The following is a 20,686-nucleotide window of genomic DNA, read 5'->3' as shown; positions in this document are numbered from 1 at the left end:
AAGACCGCCGACCAAATCCTGGCCAGCATCGCCAACTACTGCCTACGAATTAACGACTCAGGACACTAGGAGGTTGGCGTCATGCGCGTGTTGGTCACCGGCGGTACCGGATTTGTGGGCGGCTGGAGCGCGAAAGCGATTGCGGACTCAGGACATTCAGTCCGGTTTTTGGTGCGCAATCCGGACCGGCTACAGACCAGCGTTGCCAAGCTCGGAGTGGATGTCTCCGATCACGCTGTCGGCGACATCACCGACCGCGACTCGGTTCTGCGCGCGCTGGAGGGCTGCGACGCCGTCGTCCACAGCGCGGCGCTGGTCGCCACCGACCCGAGCCAGACCGCGCAGATGATGAGCACCAACATGGACGGTGCGCGAAATGTGCTCGGCGGCGCCGCGGAACTCGGTCTGGATCCGATCATCCATGTGTCGAGCATCACCGCGTTGTTCAATCCAGACGTGGACACTCTGGAAGCGGACCTGCCGGTGTTCGGCGGGACCGACGGCTACGGGCGATCCAAGGCGCAGGTCGAGATCTACGCCCGCGGAATGCAGGACGCCGGTGCACCGGTGAACATCACCTATCCCGGCATGGTCATGGGGCCCCCGGTCGGCAACCAGTTCGGGGAAGCCGGCGAGGGAGTCGCCGCCGCACTGCAACTGGGAGCGATCCCCGGTCGCAGCGCCGCGTGGACCATCGTCGACGGTCGAGACCTGGCGGCCCTGCACGTCGCGCTGCTCGAACCTGGGCGCGGACCCCGCCGCTACATGGCCGGCGGGCACCGCATTCCGGTGGACCAGCTGGCCAAGCTGCTCACCGAGGTCGGCAACAAGACGATGTTCGCCGTCCCGGTGCCCGACACCGTGCTGCGTGTGGCCGGGCAGGTGCTCGACCGGATGGGGCCGTTCCTGCCCTTCCAGACGCCGTTCACCGAAGCTGGGATGCAGTACTACACACAGATGCCCGCGTCCGACGACTCACCGAGCGAACGCGATCTCGGCGTCACCTACCGAGATCCACGAATCACGTTGGCCGACACCGTCGCCGGATTCCGAGACCTCAACAGCTGATGGCCGGAAGCTCAGTCGCTTCCGGCCGTCAGCCTTGGTTCGGTCGGCGTCAGTTTCCGGTGACGTCACCCGCGGTCTGCACCATGGTGGCCGCCGGGGCGCTGCCACCCAACTGGCGAGCCGCGAAATCGGCTGCCTGGATTGCCATTCCGTTGTCCTTGTAGGAGCTGTGGGCGGCGCGGTTCAAACCGCCGGGGAAGCAGATGGGGTCGCCGGGGGCGCACAGCTGGATGGTCTTGGCCACGTACGGCGCGCCGATCGCGATGGGCGGTGCACTGCGGTCGGCCAGGCCCAGAACCCACTCGTCGGGGGTTCCGAACAGCGCCACCGCCGCGACATGGGAGGCGACCGATGCAGGCATCGGGCCGCTGATGCCGGCGGGCAGGACGTATCCGGCGGGCACGGAGCTCGAGGTGGTGTAACCGGCCACCGCGGCGCCCTGCGAATAACCACCGAGCACGATCTTGGTCGCCGGGCAGGTCGCTGCGATCGACTGGATCCGGTTGCTCGCATCGGCGATGCCGTCGGTCGCCTGACCGAAGTTCAGCGATGCCGGGTAGTTGACCGCGTACACGTCCACCGACTTACCGGGCAGATCGGCGCTGAGCGCGTCGACGAACGCCTGCCCCGTGGCGCCGACACCCGGCGCCTCGTTGGTGCCGCGGGCGAACACCACCTCGACGTCGGCACACCCGTCGGCGGCGTTGGCCGAGGCGATCGGGCCGGCCAGCGAACCGAAGACCAGGGCGGCCAGCGCGAGTGCAGTGAAGATCGTGGACTGTGCCACCGTGGAGATCACGCTGCCTTTTCGGGCTCGCTGCGCTGTGCTCATGAGATAACCCCCGGTCCTTGTGTTGCTGTCATCAGCTACAAGCGCGAAGTCCGGGCTTCGATTCCGCAGCGGTCAAGTGATGTACGTCATCTGAGCAAATTTCGCCGACGGGGATGAGAGTCCGGCTGTTGGGCGTTGAGGTTGCCCGCCGTGGCGGCCGCAGGTCACGAACCGCTTTAATAGCTCGATGGCCACCTCGCGTGTCCGCACGACCGCACTGGGGTACGCGCTTGTCGCACCCAGCCTGTTCGGCGTCGTCACCTTCCTGCTGCTGCCCATGCTGGTGGTGCTCTGGTTGAGTCTGCAGCGGTGGGACCTGCTCGGCCCGATCGAGTATGTGGGGCTGGACAATTGGACGTCCGTCCTCACCGATTCGTCGTTCGGCACTTCTCTGGCGGTGACGCTGCTGTTCGTGCTGCTCGTGGTCCCGACGCAGACCGTGCTGGGCCTGATCGCCGCGTCGCTACTGGCTCGGGGACTTCCAGGCACCGGATTTTTCCGCACCGTGTACGTGCTGCCGTGGGTCTGTGCGCCGCTGGCCATCGCGGTGTTGTGGAAATGGATCCTGGCCCCCACCGACGGGGCGATGAGCACCGTGCTGGGCCGACCGGTCGAGTGGCTGACCGACCCGGGACTGGCGCTGCCCGTGGTATCCGCGGTGGTGGTGTGGACCAATGTCGGCTATGTGACGCTGTTCTTCCTGGCCGGCATCCTGAACATCCCCGCCGACGTCCACAACGCCGCCCGCACCGACGGCGCGACGGACTGGCAGCGGTTCCGGCACATCACCCTGCCGATGCTGCGGCCAACCATGTTCTTCGTGTTGGTCACCGGAATCGTCAGCGCCGCGCAGGTATTCGACACCGTGTACGCGCTGACCGCGGGCGGGCCGCAAGGCCACACCGATCTGGTGGCGCACCGTATCTATGCCGAGGCATTCGGCGCGGCGGCAGTGGGCCGGGCCTCGGTGATGGCGATCGTGTTGTTCGCCATCCTGGTCGGCATCACGCTCGTCCAGCACTTCTACTTCCGCCGCAGGATCAGCTATGACCTCACGTAACGCACTGATCTACGCGGGCCTGCTCCTCGGCGCGGTGGTCACGCTGCTGCCTTTCGGACTCGGACTGCTCACCTCGTTCACCTCGGCCGAGCAGTTCGCCACCGATCCCCCGCTGTCGCTGCCCACACCGCCGACGCTGGAGAACTACGTCGGGCTCGCCGACGCCGGGTTCGGCCGGGCCATCGTCGTAACCGCGTTGATGACGGCGGTCATCCTGTTGGGCCAGCTGGTGTTCTCGGTGCTCGCCGCCTATGCCTTCGCGCGGCTGCAGTTCCCCGGCCGCGACGCCCTGTTCTGGGTCTACATCGCGACCCTGATGGTGCCCGCGACCGTTACCGTGGTACCGCTGTATCTGATGATGGCCGAGGCCGGATTGCGCAACACCTTCTGGGCGCTGGTGCTGCCGTTCATGTTCGGCTCGCCGTATGCGATCTTCCTGTTGCGCGAGTACTTTCGGTCGATCCCGGGCGATCTGATCAACGCCGCCCGCCTCGACGGTGCCCATACCCTGGATGTGATCACGCACGTCGTCGTGCCGGCCAGCAGACCGATCCTGGTCACCCTGGCGTTGATCACCGTGGTCAGCCAGTGGAACAACTTCCTGTGGCCGTTGGTGATCACCAGCGGCAGTAAGTGGCAGGTGATCACCGTGGCGACCGCCGGGCTGCAGACGCAGTACAACGCGCAGTGGACGCTGGTGATGTCAGCGACCACGGTGGCGATCGTCCCGCTGATCGTGTTGTTCGTCGCATTCTCGCGCAACATCGTCCGCTCGATCGTGGTGACGGGGATCAAGTGATCGTCGAGATCCACACCAGGGCTGCCTATCCGCGGCCACAACGACCCTCACGCCGATCTCGCGACAGGAAGCGGCCATGAGGCGCTCGACGGTGGCCGCGATCGGCCTGGCGCTGACCATGGCCGTTCTGTTGGTGGCCGCCGTGCTGCTGGGCCGCACCACCGAACCCGAAGGCCGCACCGTGGTCACCGTGCGACTGTGGGATTCACAGGTGGCGGCCGCCTACCGACAGTCCTTCGCCGAGTTCACCAGGGAACACCCCGACATCGAGGTGCGGGTCAACACCGTTGCCTACTCCGCCTACTTCGACAGCCTGCGTACCGACGTGGCCGGCGGCAGCGCCGATGACATCTTCTGGCTGTCCAACGCCTACCTGGCCGGATATGCCGACAACGGTCGGCTGCTCGACATCGGACAGACCTTGGGCGCCAACGCCGCCCGGGCCTGGGAGCCCTCGGTGGTCAACCAGTTCACCCGCAACGACGCCCTGTGGGCGGTTCCGCAGCTGACCGACGCCGGCATCGCGGTGTACTTCAACGCCGACCTGCTCGACGCCGCCGGGGTGGACCTCGCCGAACTGACCACGATGCGGTGGTCGAACGGACCAGACGACACACTGCGGTCACTGGCGGCGAGGCTCACCGTCGACGAGCAGGGCCGCGCGGCCGGCACCGAGGGTTTCGACACCGGCCGGATCCGGCAGTGGGGCTACAACGCCGCCAATGATCTGCAGGGCATCTACCTCAACTACATCGGCTCGGCGGGCGGCATCTTCAACATCGGAGATCGTTTCGCCTTCGACAACCCGCAGGCCGTCGAGGCGTTCACCTACCTGGTTCGGATGATCAACGACGATCACGTCGCCCCGCCGGCCTCGGCCACCAACAACAACGGCGACTTCTCGCGCAACATGTTCCTGCAGGGCCGGATGGCGCTGTTCCAGTCCGGCACCTACAACCTGGCCGCGGTGGCGAACCAGGCCCGCTTCCGGTGGGGCGTGGCGATGCTTCCGGCCGGGCCCAAGGGACGGGTCAGTGTCACCAATGGCATTGCCGCAGCCGGGAACTCGGCCACCCATCATCCTGACGCGGTGCGCGAAGTACTGAACTGGATGGGTAGCAAACGCGGCAACGAATACCTCGGCGCGGGCGGTGCCGCCATCCCGGCCGTGCTGGCAGCCCAGCCCGTCTACCACGACTACTGGACGCGGCGAGGAGTTGACGTCGGCCCGTTCTTCCGGGTGCTACGTGGGCCCCGGATCCCGGCGCCGGGCGCGGCCGGCTTCCCGGCCGGATTTCAGGCCCTCAAGCCCTATTTCGACGAGATGTTCCTGGGACGTCGCGATGTGGAGAAGTCGCTGGCCGACGCTCAGTGGGCGGCCAACACGGCAGCAGCGCGCTGACCGACGGAATATTTGCCGCCCGTGAACGCCGGCTTGTCGCTTACATTGGGCTGATGCGCAAGCAAACCAGCGGATCCCGTCACCGCCGCATGACGGTGGCACTGTTTGCCGCGACGATGTTGGCGGTCGCACCGGCCTGCGCGGCCGGTCACTCCCCCAATTCCTCGGCACCGGCGGCCACACAGAGCGATGCCGGGTTCGCCCCAGCCGCACCCGCACCGGTGCCGGAAAGCGGTGCAGGGCTGAAGGAAGCGCCGATACCCACCGACGTCAAGCGGGACATCGTCAAGACCGCATCGATGTCGATCACCACGGGCAACCCGGCCGCAGTGGCCGACAAAGCCGTATCTCTGGCCACCGATGCCGGCGGCCGGGTCGACAGCCGCTCCGAGGATGCCGGCTCCAGTTCCGGCCGCGCGCGCATCTCACTGGCGCTACGCGTCCCGGCCGCCGAACTGGAAGGCACCCTCGACGAGTTCAAGAAGCTCGGCACGGTGCAGACCGTCGAGGTCCGCTCCGACGACGTGACCTCGCAGCGTGTCGATCTCGACGCCCGCATCAAGGCGTTGCAGACTTCGGTTGACCGCCTGCTCGGGATCATGCGCGACGCCAAGGACCCCGAGGCGTTGATCAAGGCCGAGGGCGCCTTGTCGCAGCGCCAGGCCGAACTGGACAGTCTGCGTGCACAGCGCACGCAGCTCGGCGATCAGATCGACTACAGCACCGTCAATCTGGACATCACCGCCGAGCAGATCGGCGGCCCGGCCCCGCAGTACCAGGGGTTTTGGGGCCAGGTCGAGCGTGGTTGGCACGGCCTGGTGTCAGCAGCCTCCGGGCTCGTGATGTTGTTCGGCCTGCTGCTGCCGTGGCTGGCCGTCGTCGTCATCGCAGCCGCCGTCATCTACGCCGTCATTCGGCTGGCCCGGCCGCGGGCCGGGCAGCGGTCAACGCCGCGGGAAGCTGGTCGGCAGGACGGTGAGCTCCAGGGCCAAGGCAGTGCCGCAGACCAGAACGAGGATGGCGAAGGCGATCCAGTCACGCGCCCGGGGACCTGACGGCGCGGCCGAAATCTGGCCGGCGCCTCCGCGTGCGGTGATGGCATCGCCCATCTCGTCGCCGCGGCGCAGCGCCACGGTGACCGCTGCGGCCAACAGATCGACCAGATTCCCCACCCGCTGTCGACGTCTCGCCCGGAACGTCTCCGCAGGTTCGACCGGACGCAACCGGTGCGCCGCATACAAGGTGCGGAACTCGTCGATCAACATCGGGAAAGCCCGGAGCGCCAATGCAATCGTCACCGCCCAGTCGTGCACCGGAACGCGCAGTACGCGCAGAGGACGGCCCAGGGTGGCCACCGCCGGGGCGACGTCGGCGACATTCGTCGTCCAGGAAACCAATGCCCCCAGACCCAGTAGCACGATCGCCAGCGCGGTGATGCGCAGGTAGTTGAGTAACCCGCCCAGGCCGATCTGCACCGAACCGATGTCGATGAACGGGGATCCACCGGCCAGCGCGGCGAGCACCCCACCCAACGCCACCAGGATCCACAGGAAGAACGGGATCGAGGGCAGTGCCCCGCGTGGGATGTGGGCCAGTCGCGCGGTCACCAGGACCAGTACGGCGACGGCGCCGATGGGCACCCAGCCGGGATAGAACGTCAGCAGCACACCGATGCCCGCGACGGAGAGCAGTTTGGTTCCGGCCCACAGCCGATGGATCACGGTGTCGCCGGGGACCGGACGCAACAGCACGACCGGTTTGCGTTGTCCTCGCGTCGGAGCGGTCATCGCGCGCCTCCGGCAGTCGTCGGGGCAAGGGCGAGCTCGCCGTGGTGCAGGTGCAGGGTGCGCGGGCAGAGATTCTCCAGACCGGTGAAGTCGTGCGAGATGACGACGACGGTGAGTCCGTTGTTGTGCCGCAGGTCCTCCAGCAATCGCAACAAACCTCGCTGGCTGGCGGCGTCCAATCCGGCCAGCGGCTCGTCGAGAATCAGCGCGCGCGGCGACCGGGCCAGCAATCCGGCCAGTACGACACGACGCATCTGGCCGCCCGAGAGTTGGTCGATGCGCCGCTGGGCCAGCGTCGCATCCAGTCCGACCATTTCCAGCGCGGCCGCGATCCGGTCGGTCTCGTGCCGGGAAAAGCCTGCGGCCGAGGCGATTTCGCGGCCGACGGTGCTGCGCATCAACTGCAGGCGGGCGGCCTGGAACGAGATCGCCACCGCACCCACCTGCTGCGCCACCGGCGCCCCGTCGAGCAGGCAGGCACCATAGGTCGGGACGGTCAGCCCGGCCATGATCCAGGCCAGGGTCGATTTGCCCGAACCGTTCAGGCCATGCACCAGCACCCCGTCACCCTCGTTGACGGTGAACGTGATGTCGCGCAAAGCGGTTTTCGCCCAAGGTGTTCCGCTGGCGTACTCGTGCCCGACGCCGGTCAGTTCGAGTACCGGCGCACCCTGGTGGGTTGCGGCGGCGTCGTTGACGGGCACTGCAGAGGTCTGCACCATGTCGGTGTTGTCGGCGGTGCCGCCGTTGCCGCTGAGTTGCACCGAGCGGTCAGCAGAATCGGCCTCGTCGTTGTAGTGCGTGATGTGCACCAGCGACATGTCGTGGTGATCGGTCAGCCCGGACAACACATTCATCAACGTGTCACGACCCTGCTGGTCGACCATGCTGGTGACCTCGTCGGCGATCAGCAGCGAGGGCTCTCGGGCCAGCGCCGCGGCCACGGCCAGGCGTTGCAGTTCGCCACCGGACAATCCCCCGGTGTCGCGCTCGGCCAGCCCGTCGAGCCCGACCTCGGACAGCAGTCGCTCGACGTCGGCGGTGGCGCCCACGGGCAATCCCCACACCACGTCATCGGCCACCCGGGTGCCCAGTACCTGGCTCTCCGGGTGCTGCATCACCACGGCAGTGCCGCCGATGCGGCCCAGTCCCACGGCACCGGCCCGCTCGATGCTGCCCGAAGTGGGTTGGCGACCGGCCAACATGAGCATGAGAGTGGTCTTGCCCGAGCCGTTCGGCCCCGTCACCGCGACATGCTCGCCGGGCTGCAATTCCATGGACACCGGACCCAAGGCGTCGTGATCGATCCCCGGGTAGCGGAACCGTACGTCGGTCAGCCGGGCCGGAACCGGTGCGATCACGGCAGAGTCGTCGGCATCGGTGTCGGCGTCGAGCTTGTGCACGTCGGGCACGCCGAGCAGCCGCGCCAGAATCCGCGAAAGCGCCCACCAGCCGACCATGCTGATCGAGGTGATGGTGAAGATGCCCAGCACCAGCATCAGCAGCGGCCAGTACTCGATCATGGTGGCGATGGTGGTCCTGAGCGGTTCGGCGATCACGTCGAGTACCGGGATGCGTTCCAGCACCTTGGCCAGGCCCTCGACGCTGGCGGTCAGCGAGTCGAAGACCAGATTGCGTAGCCGTGACAGCACCGACAGCGCGACGACGGCGGCCGCCCCGAATACCGCCCCGGCCACGATCGAGGCCCCGAATGCCATGGCGGTGCCGCGCCCCCTGCGCTTGACCACACCCGTCAACCCGCCGATGTAGGCGCAGTCGACGACGGTCATCAGGCCGCCCATGCCCGCGATCAGGAAGGCGATCGTGCCGGCGGCGACAGTTGCCGCGAGGAGCACGCGCAGTCGGTACCGGTAGGCCAGCAGGCCCATCGGCACGGTGCCCAACACTGAAAGGCCTGCCGCGAACGGCACCACCACGGCGATGATCGCGGTGGCCGCACACAGCGCAGCCATCACCGCAGCCTGCGCAAGCTCGCCGGGAGTGAGGCCGCGCCGAGGCGTCGTCGCCGGTGGTATCGCGGTCATCGTTCGATTCTGCCAGCCGCGATCGCCGGCGTCGGCTGCCCGTTGTGTGAGCGAGCGCACGCCGAGCAGGTAGACTACATAGCAAATCTATGTAAATATGGTGGGTATGCCGACCCCGACCGAGGATGTCACGGTAACCGATCAAACCGAGCTTGGCGCCGACCTGCTGTCGGTCGTCGCCCGACTGAACCGACTGGCCACCCAACGCACCCGATTGCCGCTCCCCTGGGCCCAGGCCCGGTTGCTGTCGACGATCGAGGACCAGGGTGAGGCCCGCATCTCCGATCTCGCCTACCTCGACCACTGTTCGCAGCCGACCATGACCACCCAGGTTCGCCGCCTCGAAGACGCCGGACTGGTGTCGCGCACCACCGATCCCGGTGATGCCCGCGCCGTGCTGATCCGGATCACCGAGCAGGGGCGGCAGACCCTGGAGCAAGCCAGGGCGGACCGCGCCGCGGCGATCAACCCGAGACTCGAACGGCTCACCGCAGAGGAGCGCCGGACGCTGGCCGCCTCCGTCGGCATCATCCGCCGGTTGCTCACCGACGTCGACGAGCATCCGCTGTCGCACAAGAATTAGTTAGGAGTCAACGCCCTGATGTGGCGCCAACCCAAGGCCGTATGGGCCGTCGCTTTCGCCTCCGTCGTCGCCTTCATGGGCATCGGACTGGTCGATCCCATCCTCAAACCGATCGCCGACAACCTCAACGCCTCGGCGTCGCAGGTGTCGTTGCTGTTCACCAGCTACATGGCGGTGATGGGCGTGGCGATGCTGATCACAGGTGTGGTGTCCAGCCGCATCGGTCCCAAGCGCACGCTGCTACTCGGCCTGGTGATCATCATCGCCGGCGCCGGTCTGGCCGGGATGAGCGACACCGTGATGCAGATCGTGGGCTGGCGCGCAGTATGGGGGCTCGGTAACGCACTGTTCATCGCGACCGCACTCGCCACCATCGTCAACTCCGCGAAAGGCTCAGTGGCGCAGGCCATCATCCTCTACGAGGCGGCACTCGGCCTGGGCATCGCGATCGGCCCACTGGTCGGTGGTGTGCTCGGTTCGATCTCCTGGCGCGGCCCGTTCTTCGGCGTCTCCGCGCTGATGGCCTTCGCTCTGGTGATCACCGCGTTCCTGCTGCCGGCCACCCCACGCGCCGAACGCGCCACCACGCTGGCCGACCCGTTCCGGGCGCTGCGCCATCGCGGGCTGCTCGGCGTCGCGATCACCGCACTGCTCTACAACTTCGGTTTCTTCACCCTGCTGGCGTTCACGCCATTCCCGCTGGACATGACCGCTCACCAGATCGGGCTGATCTTCTTCGGCTGGGGTCTGGCATTGGCATTCACCTCAGTGGTGGTCGCGCCGCGGCTGCAGCACCGTTTCGGCACAGTCCGGGTGCTCATCCTCAACCTCATCGCCTTCACCGCCGTGCTGGCCGCGATGGCGGTGTGGACGGATTCCAAGACCGTGCTGGCCTCGGGCGTCGTGATCGCCGGCCTGTTCATCGGCATCAACAACACACTGATCACCGAGACCGTGATGAAAGCCGCCCCGGTCGAACGCGGCGTGGCCTCGGCGGCCTACAGCTTCCTGCGCTTCGGCGGGGCTGCCGTCGCACCGTGGCTGGCCGGGGTTCTCGGCGAACAGGTCAGTGTCCACCTGCCGTACTGGGTGGGCGCGGGGGCCGTCCTGGCGGGTGCCGGTGTGCTGTTCCTGACGCGTCCGCACCTCACCGGAATCGATGTCGAGGAAGCCGAACTCGACGAGCTCACCGACGAGGCGACCGCGGTCACCGTGGGTTCCGACAGCTGACACAGAGGCGAAATCCGCCCCGAGGTCAGCAAAGCTCCCCACAATGGGGAGATGTCGCAGCAGCTCGACGGCGAGGCCCGGTTGTCGTGGATTCTGGCCGGCCTCGCCGGAGTACTGGGCGCCGCGGCGTTCACCCATTCCGCCGGGTATTTCGTCACCTTCATGACGGGCAACACCGAGCGGGCCTTCCTCGGCTTGTTCCAAGGTGAGGAGTGGCTGGCGATCGGTGCCGCACTGCTGTTGCTCTCCTTCGTCGCCGGAGTGGTGATCGCCTCGTTGTGCCGCAGGCACCTCTGGGTCAATCATCCCCACGGCGCGACGGTGCTGACGACGCTTGCGCTGGTGGTGTCCACCGTCGTCGACCTTGTCGAGCGCGGCTGGACGGCCCGCGATGTTCCGTACGTACCGATCCTGTTCGTGGCCTTCGGGATCGGCGCCCTGAATACGTCGTTCGTGAAGGACGGCGAGGTGTCCATCCCGTTGAGTTACGTGACCGGGACGCTCGTGAAGATGGGCCAGGGCATCGAACGCCACATCAGTGGAGGCCAGCTGAGCGATTGGCTGGGGTATTTCCTGCTGTGGGCCGGATTCGCCGGTGGTGCGATCATCGGTGGCTTCATCAGCGTGGTGGTGAGCGGATCTCAGATGCTGCTGGTGGCCACCGTCATCTGTGCCGTCACGGCGAGCTACACCTACTTCTACTTCGACCGCCACGCGTTGTTGAAGTAGCGGATCTTGCGCCACGCGTTCGCGTTTGTAACGTCACGGCGGAAAAGATCGCCTGCGGCCGCCACCTGGTTACGAACGCGAGTCCCGCCGAAACCCGCGTGGTCATATGTGCCGATGCGCCCAACGAACCGGATGCCCGAGCGCCGCGCCAACCAGTGCGAGTGTTTCCTCGCCTATTGCGTACACCGGGTTTCGTGCCGCCACCGACCAGGACGCGAAGCCCTGGGGCGCGTCATAGACCAGTTCGTTCAAAGAAGTCTGAACACCACAACACGGTGTCGTCACATCCAGCGGCCAGAACCCACCGCTGTCGGTCCAGACTCTGTTCAGCTGAGCCACCCACCAATCCATGCTCTTCGGGTTCTCCCCCACCAAGGTCCCACATGCCGGGCAACCGATCGTTTCGATGCACTCACCAGCGTCTTCCAACACCACCCTGCCGGGCCGGTTCACCTTGACCTCGATATCAGCGCCCATCAGCACCTCGAACACGGCACGCGCAGCATCCTCGCGATCCTGGCTGGGAACCCATTGCGGGTCGGTCGGGAAAACCGCAAACCACTCGACGCTCACGAAACAATCATCCAGCACACCCGCGGCGCCCCAGCACGTGAATTCTCACAGCGCGAACAGCAGGAACTGCGTCACCTGGGTGGGCGAGAAGTTGTCGTCGCTGACCGCGATCACCGATTGTCGGCCGTCGGGCAGCTTGGGCCCCAAGGTGATTCCCTCGATGTTGTCCAGCGGCGCCAGACCGGGCGTGCTGGTCAGGTCGGCCAGCAATGTTTTCGTCATCTCGGTGGAGCCGTCGACCAGGCTCGCACGGTAGATCCGCACCGCCACATGGGTGCCGAAACCACGCTCGATCACCAGGAAGTTCCTGTCGTCGAGTGCTACCAGGTCTGACAACCCGTTGTCGCCACCCGGCCCGGCACTGACCGGATCGAGCGGGTAGGTGTACCGCCCGTCGGCCGCCTCGGAGTCCGCATCGAAGCGGAACACGCGGGTCAACGCGCCGCGCTGCGCGTCGGGCGATGGGCCGTCCTCGTAGCCTGGCCCCTCCATCGCCGCCCACAGATGGCGTCCGTCCGGCGTCAGCGTGAGCCCCTCCAGCGTGCTGTTGCGGCGCGGGCCGTGCTCGTCGGCCGACATCCGCAGATCCTCGGGCAGCGCGAACTCGCCGAGGAAGCTGCCGTCGAGTCCGGCGGACCGCACCCATGGATCCAGCAGGATCGGCGCCCCGGGGCCGGTCCGCCTCTCCCCCTCACTGGTCCAATACAACCGCTGCCTGTCGGCATCGAAGGCGATCGCCTCGGGGTCCGGCGGGACCACAGCCGGCACCGCGTCAACATCCAACGGGTGGAACGGTTGTCCGTCACGATCCAGCCACGGATGGGTTCCGACGAATTCGACATCACCGATGCCGTTGTCCGACACGTTGATCCGTGCGGTGTAAAAACGCGCCGGACTCTTGGCGGAGCGATCGTCGCTGATGATGTAGTACAGGTCGTCGGCCGCGTCATAGCTGATTCCCGACAGTCCGCCGATGACGGTGCCAGCGAATGGCGTTGCGAAGGCAATCTGCCGTTGGCCGAGGAACTCGAAATCCGCTACGGCGCGCGCAGGAGAACAACCGGCCAGGACCAGCAACCCGGCCGCCAGGATTCGATACAACATCAGGTGATGACGGCCCCGACCAAGATGCCGACGACGTAGGTCGCCGCGATCGCGACGGCACCGAACACCAGTTGCCGCAGTCCCGCGACGGCCACCGGCTTACGGGTGAACTTCGCCGCCACCGCACCGGCGATCAACAGACCCACCCCGCCGCACGCCAGCCCGGCCCACAACGATTGGAAGCCGAGCAGATACGGGATGAGCGGGACGATCGCACCGATTGCGAACATCACGAAGGACGAGCCGCCTGCCACCCACGGCGACGGCTTCTCCGTCGGATGCACACCCAGTTCCTGCACGAGGTGAAAGTTCAGGGCCCGGCTCTCGTCGCGGTGGATCTCCTCGCTGGCTTTCACGGCCGTTTCCGGCGTCATCCCCATTTCCTGAAGCATCGCCACGAGCTCGGCCTGCTCGGCCTCTGGGTTCTTGCGGAACGATTTTCGCTCGACCCTGACCTCGGAATCGACCTGCTCGTTCGCGGTCGTCACCGAGGTGTACTCGCCGAGCGCCATCGAGAACGCCCCGGCCAACAGGCCGGCCACGCCGCTGAGCACCACAGTCTGAGCCGAGGCGCTGGCCCCGACACCGGCGATCAACGCGGTGTTGCTGACCAGACCGTCCATCGCACCGAAGGTCGCCGCGCGCAACCAGCCGCCCGTCACATCGGCGTGCCGGTGATAGCTGACATGCGGCAAGCCCGTGGGAGATAGCGACTTACCGATCGAGTCCGGCATGTTCGCCAGTCTTTCGCGGTGAGGTCGGGCTTGTCCAGGAAGGCTTGCCTTCCCCGCAGATACAGGGCCAACCGGCCTACTACAGCAGCAGCACGCGTTACCGTCGGATATGACCTCAACTGCCGAACATCTGCGAAATGCGCTGGACGGCCGCTGGCGCGACGTCAAAAACGCCATGCGGGCCAGGTTGTCGGACGAGATCTTCCGACCGCATTACACCCCCAATACGGTGATCGCCCGCGCGAAGGTGGGCGAGCAGCTCAAGATCATGGCCGCGGCCGGCGCTGCCGAGGACGGCTTCCGCAAGGAGCACGGCGGCAACGGCGACGTCGGCGCCGCCATCACCCAGATCGAGATGCTGGCCATGAGCGACCTTTCCCTGATGGTCAAGGCCGGTGTGCAGTGGGGCCTGTTCGGCGGCGCCATCGAGAACCTGGGCACCGAACGTCACCACAAGGCCTACGTCCGACCGCTGATCGACCTTGACCTGCTGGGTTGTTTCGCCATGACCGAAACCGGCCACGGCAGCGACGTGCAGTCGCTGGAGACCACCGCCACTTACGATCCGGCGACCCAGGAATTCGTCATCCACTCCCCCACCCCCACGGCACGCAAGGACTACATCGGCGGGGCCGCCGAAACCGCCCGGGTAGCAACCGTATTCGCGCAGTTGATCACCCCGGACGGCGAGGGCCACGGCGTGCACTGTTTCGTCGTGCCGATCCGCGACGACGAGGGCAACGACCTGCCCGGCGTGACGACGTCGGACTGCCACTACAAGGGTGGCCTCCCCGGCGTCGACAACGGCCGTATCGTGTTCGACCACGTCCGGGTCCCGCGGGAAAACCTGCTCAACCGCTACGCCGACGTCGCCCCCGACGGCACCTACAGCTCACCCATCGAGAACCCCGGCCGGCGGTTCTTCACGATGCTGGGCACGCTGATCCGCGGCCGCGTCACCGTCGGCGGCAGTGCCGCCGCGGCGGGGCGGGTGGCACTGGACATCGCAACCCGATATGCGCTGGAACGCAGGCAGTTCGAAGCCCCGAAGAGCGACGAGGAAGTCCTCATCATGGACTACCTGGTGCACCAACGCCGACTGTTGCCGCTGATCGCGAAGTCCTACGCGCTGCAGTTCGCCCAGAACGAGCTGGTGGCCAAATGTCATGAGCTGCAGACCTCCGACGACCCTGACGCCGAGGAGCAACGCGAACTGGAGGCCCGCGCGGCCGGCCTGAAAGCCGCCAACACCTGGCACGCCAGCCGTGCCATCCAGGAAGCCCGCGAAGCGTGCGGCGGTGCAGGCTATCTCGCCGAGAACCGGCTGATCGCCCTGCGCGCCGACACCGACGTGTTCACCACGTTCGAGGGCGACAATCACGTGCTCACGCAGTTGGTCGCCAAGGAATTGCTGACCGCCTACGCCGACGACATCAAGGGCATGAGCCCGGTCGAGTGGGTCCGGTTCGCGGCCAACTACGCCGGCGAGCGGGTGCTGAAACGCACGGCCGCCGAGACCATCATCCAGACCGTCCTCGACACCCGCCAGGACAACGAGGAGGAAGGCAGCCTGTTCAACCGCGGTACCCAGGTCAAGATGTTCGAGGACCGCGAGGAGTACATGCTGGCCTCGGTGGCGCGGCGTCTGCAGGGCAAGTCCAAGGAGATGTCGGCGTTCGACGCGTTCAACGCCGTGCAGGACCACGTGCTGCACGCCGCGCAGGCGCACATCGACCGGGTCATCCTGGAGGCGTTCGTGGCCGGCATCGACGCCTGCGAGGACGACACCGCCCGCGAACTCCTCGACGATGTCTGCGACCTGTACGCGCTGTCGGTGATCGAGGACGACAAGGCCTGGTTCATCGAACACCGCTACCTGTCCACCGAACGCGCCAAGGCCGTTACCCGGGGGATCAACGAACGCTGCCGCGCACTGCGCCCGCACATCGAAATCCTCGTCGACGGGTTCGGTATCCCGGAGCAGCTGCGCTACGCGGCGATGCTCGACCCCGCCGAGCTGCTCAACGGCTGACGCGCCTCAGGCCTTCGGAATCGGGTCGACGGCAACCAGTTTGCCGTCGTCCCCGATCCGGAACCGCACGGTGGCGATGCCGGTCGGCGCGGTGGGCGAATCATGCCCCTGCTGCCACTGGTAGTTGACCACCACCGTGTCATCGGCGTTGGTGACCACGTTGATGTAGGGCCGGGGTTCCGGGGTGGCCGGGCCGAGCGGGGTCTGCCGGTCGAAGAACAGCAGCTGTCCGGTGCTGTTGGGCTGAGGGTTGGTCTGGCCCACCTGGACCCAGTACAGCCGGCAATTGCTCGTGTGGCCGGAGCCGATCTGCGTCCACTGCCTGCCCGCTTCGGGCGCCGGCAGTTTGGCGATCTGATCGGCGACCGCATCGGCGCTGGGGCCGTCGGTCGGTGCGCAGGTATCGGGCTTCGGAGGCGGCGCGGACGACGGTTTCCAGCCGCAACCAACCGCGAGGAGACCGATGAAGGCGACGATGGCGATCAGCCGTGGGTACACACCCCGAGGGTAGCGAATCAACCCGGCTGAGCGAGTGGGCTGACGACGGCGCGTCGATAGGTGACACTGTTTGCGATCCGACCACGGATCACCGCTCACGAACATTTACCCAAGGAGACACAGATGGCTTGGTTCCTCGCCATGGAAGGCCCTGCCAACAAGGCCGTCCTGTACCAACTGCAGGAATCAGTCAACGTCCAACAGCTCGCCGAGGAGATGTCCAGCGCGGCCACTCTCGATCGTGCGGTCCCCGTCCCTGCCGTGTTGGCCAACAACCGGCAACAGGTGACGGTGTACGTGCGACCGGCGGCTTGGGGCGTGTGGACGTTCTACCAACTGTCCGAAGAGGAGCGGAAAGCTCTCGCGTCGGCGTCCAATCCACTGGTGGAGGCGCTTACCCAGGCGGCCCGTCAGGCCCAGACCCGGCCCCAGTCCTAGGACTGGGGTTTGGAGAACTTGCTCCCCCGATTGGACTCGAACCAATAACCGCCCGATTAACAGTCGGGAGCTCTGCCAATTGAGCTACAGGGGACTACCTTCCGCGGAAGCTCCGCGGCCGAGCGTTGACTCTAGCGTACGGACCGCCACTGCCGCCAACTCGCTCCCAGACGGGCGCGCCGGGGCAGCGGTGAGGCAGGATGGAGCACACAAGTTGGTTCTCTGGGGGCACGTCGCATTGGGAGGTCCGTCGCTTTGGGAGGTATTCAGTGATCCGCTATGCCGCCGTGATCGCCGTCGGCTACGTGCTGGGCGCCAAGGCCGGGCGACGTCGCTATGAGCAGATCGCCAGCACCTACCGCGCGGTGACGGCCAATCCAGCCACCAAGGCGGTGATCGACGCCGGACGACGCAAGATCGCCAAGCAGGTGTCGCCGGATCCGCAGTTCCTCACCCTGACACCCATAGACGCAGAAACGTCGGTGCTCGCCACGAAGGAGAGCACCGACGGTTCGGCGAGAAAAGTAGCTGGTAGGGGCTAGCCGATCCCCTGGTTGATCGAAGTTCCGGGCAGCAGCGGCCCAGTGACGAATCCGCCATTGCCGCCGGCGCCGACCCACGGCGTACCGATGTTCGCAGGCATGCCGTTGGAGTAGGACAGGCACTTGCCGTCCTCTTTGTTGCCGAACCAGGCCAGGCAGGCTGGCTGGGCTGTGACCTCGGAACCAGATGTGGATCTCGCGACGAACGCCGGGGCTGCCGCTGCGGCCCCTGTGGCCAGCGCAAATGCGCCAACTGCGACGAACCGTCGCGTCCGCGTGCTGAACAGTGTCACCAGGTCTGCCTCTCTCGCCTGAACATGCCCGACTGCACCTCACCCTATCGCGATGTGTCTGATCACGCAGTGAGGTCGTCGCCACTTGCCTGCTCGAGCAGGCTGCGCCGGTAGGACTCCATGGCCACCAGGTCACCGAACAGGGCGTGATATTCGTCTCCCTGCTCCACCGGCGACATGCGCTGCAGCTTGGACTTCACCTCGGCGATCTGGCGGCCCACCCAGACTTCCTGCAGGCGGGCCAGCACGCTGCTGATGTAGCGCGGCAGGTGCTCGTCGTCCTCGACGTTGATGGCCTCGACGCCCAGTTCGTTGACCAGGCTGGCTGCCGCCGGAGATGTGGTCTGCTCACGCGCGGCCTCGATCCACTGGGCCCCAGATTTGCCCGACGCCATGCCGCCGGCCGACTCGATCGCCGAACGCACCGCGGCGTACCCCGGATGGGTGAAGCTCTCGACGGTCAGCGAGTCGAACACCGGCCCGGCGATCGCCGGATACTGCAGGGCAGCCTTGAGGGCCTCGCGCTGCGGCCACAGCGTCGGATCGGCCGGATTGGGGCGCGACACGGGAGCCGCCGCAGGTTTGGCCTGTTGCCGCGCCGGCTGGCGCCGCGAATCCTTGCGGCCACCGCTGGCGTCCTCCCGCACCCGGCCGATCACCTGGGCGACGTTGTCCCAGCCGACCCAGCCGGCCAGCTGCCTGGCGTACTCGTCGCGCAGTGTCTGATCCTTGATCCGGGCTGCGATCGGCACGCAGCGCCGCAGCGCGGCCACCCGGCCCTCGGCACTGTCGAGGTCATGCTCGGCCAGTGCGCTGCGAATCACGAACTCGAACAACGGAGTTCGCCGTGCCACCAGATCGCGCACCGCGCCGTCGCCGGAGCGCAGCCGAAGATCGCACGGATCCATCCCGTCGGGAGCCACCGCCACGAACGACTGACCGGACAGGTTCTGCTCGCCCTCGAAGGCTTTCACCGCGGCGGCCTGGCCCGCGGCGTCACCGTCGAACACGTAGATCAACTCGCCGCGGAAGAAGTTGTCGTCCATCATCAGCCGGCGCAGCATCGACAGGTGCTGCTCACCGAACGCGGTGCCGCATGAGGCCACCGCGGTGGTCACCCCAGCCTGGTGCATGGCCATCACATCGGTGTAGCCCTCGACCACCACGGCCTGGTGCCCCTTGGCGATGTCGCGCTTGGCGCGGTCCAGTCCGAACAGCACCTGCGACTTCTTGTAGAGCACCGTCTCGGGGGTGTTGACGTACTTGGCCTGGTTCTGATCGTCGTCGAACAACCGACGCGCGCCGAAGCCGATGGTCTCGCCCGAGGACACCCGGATCGGCCACAGCAGCCGTCGATGGAACCGGTCCATCGGCCCACGCTTGCCCTCCCGGCTCAGCCCGGCCGCCTCCAACTCCTTGAACTCGAAACCCGAACGCAGCAAATGCTTTGTCAGCTTGTCCCACCCCGACGGCGCGAACCCGCACCCGAACTGGGCGGCCGCGGCGGCGTCGAAGTTGCGCTCGGTCAGGTATTTCCGCGCCTCGGCGGCCTCATCCGAGGCCAGTGCCTCGGCGTAGAACTCCTGGGCGGCGGCATTGGCGGCCAGCAACCGGCTGCGGCTGCCCCGGTCCCGCTGGACATTGGTCGTCGACGAGCCGGTGTAGGTGACGGTGTAGCCGACCTTGTCGGCCAACAACTCGACCGCCTCGACGAACGTGACGTGCTCGATCTTCTGGATGAAGGCGTAGACGTCGCCGCCCTCGCCGCAACCGAAGCAATGGAAGTGACCGTGGTTCGGCCGCACGTGGAACGACGGCGACTTCTCGTCGTGGAACGGGCACAGACCCTTCATCGAGTCGGCCCCGGCCCGCCTCAACTGGACGTAATCACCGACGACATCCTCGATGCGGACCTTTTCACGGATGGCCGCGATATCGCGATCTGAAATCCGGCCGGCCACCGGCCTAGTCTATGCGTGCCCGGAGGCGGCGTTGACCGGGTTCGCCGCCACCTGGGGAAGGATGTGAACTGCGGTGACAAAACTCCCACCCGACTGGATCGAACGCGACGACCGCCGGGTCGCCTTCACCGCCTACGGGCCCGACTCCGGGATGCCGGTGCTGTTCATCGCCGGTGCAGGATGCGGCCGGCTGATGAGGTTCGGCGAACAGCACCTGGAGAACCACCACGTGCGGTTGATCTCGGTGGACCGGCCCGGGATCGGTGCGTCTGGTCCCGACCCGGACAAGACTTTCGACAGTGTCGCCGCGGACTTGGCCGCGGTGATCGATACCGTCGCGGGCGTCCCGGTGCCGGTTGTCGCCAACTCTCAGGGCGCACCGTTCGCGCTCGCCCTGGCCGAGACCGGGCGGATCGACGGACTGGTGCTGGTATCGCCGATCGATGATCTCGGCTATCCGCCGGTGACCGCGCTGTTGACCCCGCCACACCGCGAATTCGTGACGGCGATCGCCGCCGATCCGGACGGCGCCGAGCACGATCTCTCCGGCTACACCGCTACCGCACTCTTCGACATGATCATGACCGACTATCCGGTATCCGACCGCGTCGTCTACGACGATCCCGGCTTTCGCACCATGTTGCGGGCGGCCCTTGTCGACGGATTCGCCCAGGGGCCGGCCGGATACGCCCGCGACACCGTGCTGGCGACTACACCGTGGCCGGCGCATCTGCTGACTCCCGCCACCGATGTGCAGTTGTTGTTCGGCAGCGACGACACCGTGCACTCCCCCGATCTCGGCATCACCCTGGCCGGCCGGATACCCGGAGCCAGTCGAACCGTCGTCGACGGTGTGGGCGGCGCGTTGCTGTGGGCGTACCCCGATCTGGTGCTGCGCCGGTTGAGAACCTAATGGGAATCGAGCAGCGAGCCTTCTGAGGGTGATGGCCCGTCCGGGGGACGCTGGTCACTGAGC

The 20,686-nt window shown here is 66.7% G+C and carries 21 protein-coding genes and 1 tRNA gene; 12 read left to right on the top strand and 10 right to left on the bottom strand.

Going from position 1 to position 20,686, the window contains the following annotated elements:
- Positions 1 to 81: 81 nt before the first annotated feature.
- Positions 82 to 1,068 carry an NAD-dependent epimerase/dehydratase family protein gene (locus tag AC4ELH_RS26080; RefSeq protein WP_498887645.1) on the top strand — a complete coding sequence of 329 codons (987 nt, stop codon included), beginning with the start codon at positions 82 to 84 and terminating at the stop codon, positions 1,066 to 1,068.
- A gap of 49 nt (positions 1,069 to 1,117) precedes the next feature.
- Here AC4ELH_RS26080 and AC4ELH_RS26075 read toward each other — a convergent pair whose 3' ends face one another.
- Entirely contained in the window at positions 1,118 to 1,900 is a 783-nt protein-coding gene (locus tag AC4ELH_RS26075) for a cutinase family protein (RefSeq protein ID WP_463804903.1), read from the bottom strand.
- Positions 1,901 to 2,087: 187 nt separating this feature from the next.
- On the opposite strand from AC4ELH_RS26075, the gene AC4ELH_RS26070 reads away from it, so the two are divergent.
- The 4 genes from AC4ELH_RS26070 (at position 2,088) to AC4ELH_RS26055 (ending at position 6,216) form a co-directional block, all read left to right on the top strand.
- Positions 2,088 to 2,960, top strand: a complete 873-nt coding sequence (locus tag AC4ELH_RS26070) for a carbohydrate ABC transporter permease (protein WP_498887643.1) — start codon at positions 2,088 to 2,090, stop codon at positions 2,958 to 2,960.
- Positions 2,947 to 3,759: a carbohydrate ABC transporter permease gene (locus AC4ELH_RS26065; protein WP_498887641.1), complete on the top strand. Its 813-nt coding sequence runs from the start codon at positions 2,947 to 2,949 to the stop codon at positions 3,757 to 3,759. The genes AC4ELH_RS26070 and AC4ELH_RS26065 overlap by 14 nt, the downstream gene beginning before the upstream one ends.
- A gap of 76 nt (positions 3,760 to 3,835) precedes the next feature.
- The gene (locus AC4ELH_RS26060; protein ID WP_498887639.1) at positions 3,836 to 5,161 is read left to right on the top strand and encodes an ABC transporter substrate-binding protein; all 1,326 of its coding nucleotides are present in this window, start codon (positions 3,836 to 3,838) and stop codon (positions 5,159 to 5,161) included.
- Between the two features lie 89 nt (positions 5,162 to 5,250).
- Positions 5,251 to 6,216, top strand: coding sequence for a DUF4349 domain-containing protein (locus AC4ELH_RS26055; RefSeq protein WP_498887646.1), 966 nt, complete (start codon positions 5,251 to 5,253; stop codon positions 6,214 to 6,216).
- On the opposite strand, the gene AC4ELH_RS26050 is transcribed toward AC4ELH_RS26055, so the two are convergent.
- Positions 6,106 to 6,948, bottom strand: a complete 843-nt coding sequence (locus AC4ELH_RS26050) for an energy-coupling factor transporter transmembrane component T family protein (protein ID WP_064960295.1) — start codon at positions 6,946 to 6,948, stop codon at positions 6,106 to 6,108. The genes AC4ELH_RS26055 and AC4ELH_RS26050 overlap by 111 nt on opposite strands.
- On the bottom strand, positions 6,945 to 8,993 hold the full coding sequence (locus AC4ELH_RS26045; RefSeq protein ID WP_064960366.1) for an ABC transporter ATP-binding protein: 2,049 nt from the start codon (positions 8,991 to 8,993) through the stop codon (positions 6,945 to 6,947). Before AC4ELH_RS26045 ends, AC4ELH_RS26050 begins: the two co-directional genes overlap by 4 nt.
- A 106-nt stretch (positions 8,994 to 9,099) precedes the next feature.
- Here AC4ELH_RS26045 and AC4ELH_RS26040 point away from each other — a divergent pair, with 106 nt between their 5' ends.
- The 3 genes from AC4ELH_RS26040 to AC4ELH_RS26030 are packed head-to-tail and all read left to right on the top strand — an operon-like array spanning position 9,100 to position 11,535.
- A complete protein-coding gene (locus tag AC4ELH_RS26040) occupies positions 9,100 to 9,576 on the top strand; it encodes a MarR family winged helix-turn-helix transcriptional regulator (protein ID WP_064930945.1) in 477 nt (158 codons plus the stop codon).
- A gap of 18 nt (positions 9,577 to 9,594) precedes the next feature.
- Positions 9,595 to 10,806: an MFS transporter gene (locus AC4ELH_RS26035; protein ID WP_448443431.1), complete on the top strand. Its 1,212-nt coding sequence runs from the start codon at positions 9,595 to 9,597 to the stop codon at positions 10,804 to 10,806.
- Between the two features lie 51 nt (positions 10,807 to 10,857).
- Entirely contained in the window at positions 10,858 to 11,535 is a 678-nt protein-coding gene (locus AC4ELH_RS26030) for a YoaK family protein (protein WP_448443432.1), read from the top strand.
- 102 nt (positions 11,536 to 11,637) lie between these two features.
- Here AC4ELH_RS26030 and AC4ELH_RS26025 read toward each other — a convergent pair whose 3' ends face one another.
- The 3 genes from AC4ELH_RS26025 to AC4ELH_RS26015 form a co-directional block, all read right to left on the bottom strand.
- Complete coding sequence (locus tag AC4ELH_RS26025) at positions 11,638 to 12,027, bottom strand: hypothetical protein (protein ID WP_498887637.1); 390 nt, start codon at positions 12,025 to 12,027, stop codon at positions 11,638 to 11,640.
- A gap of 126 nt (positions 12,028 to 12,153) precedes the next feature.
- Positions 12,154 to 13,212, bottom strand: coding sequence for an esterase-like activity of phytase family protein (locus AC4ELH_RS26020; RefSeq protein WP_448443435.1), 1,059 nt, complete (start codon positions 13,210 to 13,212; stop codon positions 12,154 to 12,156).
- Complete coding sequence (locus AC4ELH_RS26015; RefSeq protein ID WP_448443437.1) at positions 13,212 to 13,946, bottom strand: VIT1/CCC1 transporter family protein; 735 nt, start codon at positions 13,944 to 13,946, stop codon at positions 13,212 to 13,214. Before AC4ELH_RS26015 ends, AC4ELH_RS26020 begins: the two co-directional genes overlap by 1 nt.
- A 109-nt stretch (positions 13,947 to 14,055) precedes the next feature.
- Here AC4ELH_RS26015 and AC4ELH_RS26010 point away from each other — a divergent pair, with 109 nt between their 5' ends.
- Complete coding sequence (locus AC4ELH_RS26010; protein WP_498887634.1) at positions 14,056 to 15,978, top strand: acyl-CoA dehydrogenase family protein; 1,923 nt, start codon at positions 14,056 to 14,058, stop codon at positions 15,976 to 15,978.
- A 6-nt stretch (positions 15,979 to 15,984) separates the two neighbouring features.
- On the opposite strand, the gene AC4ELH_RS26005 is transcribed toward AC4ELH_RS26010, so the two are convergent.
- On the bottom strand, positions 15,985 to 16,476 hold the full coding sequence (locus AC4ELH_RS26005; RefSeq protein WP_498887632.1) for an LppP/LprE family lipoprotein: 492 nt from the start codon (positions 16,474 to 16,476) through the stop codon (positions 15,985 to 15,987).
- Positions 16,477 to 16,599: 123 nt separating this feature from the next.
- Between AC4ELH_RS26005 and AC4ELH_RS26000 the strand changes: the two genes are divergently transcribed.
- Positions 16,600 to 16,914, top strand: a complete 315-nt coding sequence (locus AC4ELH_RS26000; protein ID WP_055120379.1) for a hypothetical protein — start codon at positions 16,600 to 16,602, stop codon at positions 16,912 to 16,914.
- Between the two features lie 21 nt (positions 16,915 to 16,935).
- Here the strand turns inward: AC4ELH_RS26000 and AC4ELH_RS25995 are convergent.
- Positions 16,936 to 17,008, bottom strand: a tRNA-Asn gene (locus AC4ELH_RS25995).
- Between the two features lie 175 nt (positions 17,009 to 17,183).
- Between AC4ELH_RS25995 and AC4ELH_RS25990 the strand changes: the two genes are divergently transcribed.
- Entirely contained in the window at positions 17,184 to 17,456 is a 273-nt protein-coding gene (locus AC4ELH_RS25990) for a hypothetical protein (protein ID WP_064877924.1), read from the top strand.
- On the opposite strand, the gene AC4ELH_RS25985 is transcribed toward AC4ELH_RS25990, so the two are convergent.
- Positions 17,453 to 17,749, bottom strand: coding sequence for a DUF7155 family protein (locus tag AC4ELH_RS25985; protein WP_498887629.1), 297 nt, complete (start codon positions 17,747 to 17,749; stop codon positions 17,453 to 17,455). The two genes, AC4ELH_RS25990 and AC4ELH_RS25985, sit on opposite strands and share 4 nt — an antisense overlap.
- Positions 17,750 to 17,811: 62 nt before the next feature.
- Positions 17,812 to 19,710 (bottom strand): DNA primase, encoded by a 1,899-nt coding sequence (gene dnaG, locus AC4ELH_RS25980; protein WP_491841352.1) that lies wholly within the window; start codon positions 19,708 to 19,710, stop codon positions 17,812 to 17,814.
- 73 nt (positions 19,711 to 19,783) lie between these two features.
- On the opposite strand from dnaG, the gene AC4ELH_RS25975 reads away from it, so the two are divergent.
- Complete coding sequence (locus tag AC4ELH_RS25975) at positions 19,784 to 20,623, top strand: alpha/beta fold hydrolase (RefSeq protein ID WP_090431533.1); 840 nt, start codon at positions 19,784 to 19,786, stop codon at positions 20,621 to 20,623.
- The last annotated feature ends 63 nt before the right edge of the window (positions 20,624 to 20,686 follow it).

Source organism: Mycobacterium shunyiense (assembly GCF_058270075.1).
This window is presented reverse-complemented; position numbering and strand designations above follow the sequence as displayed.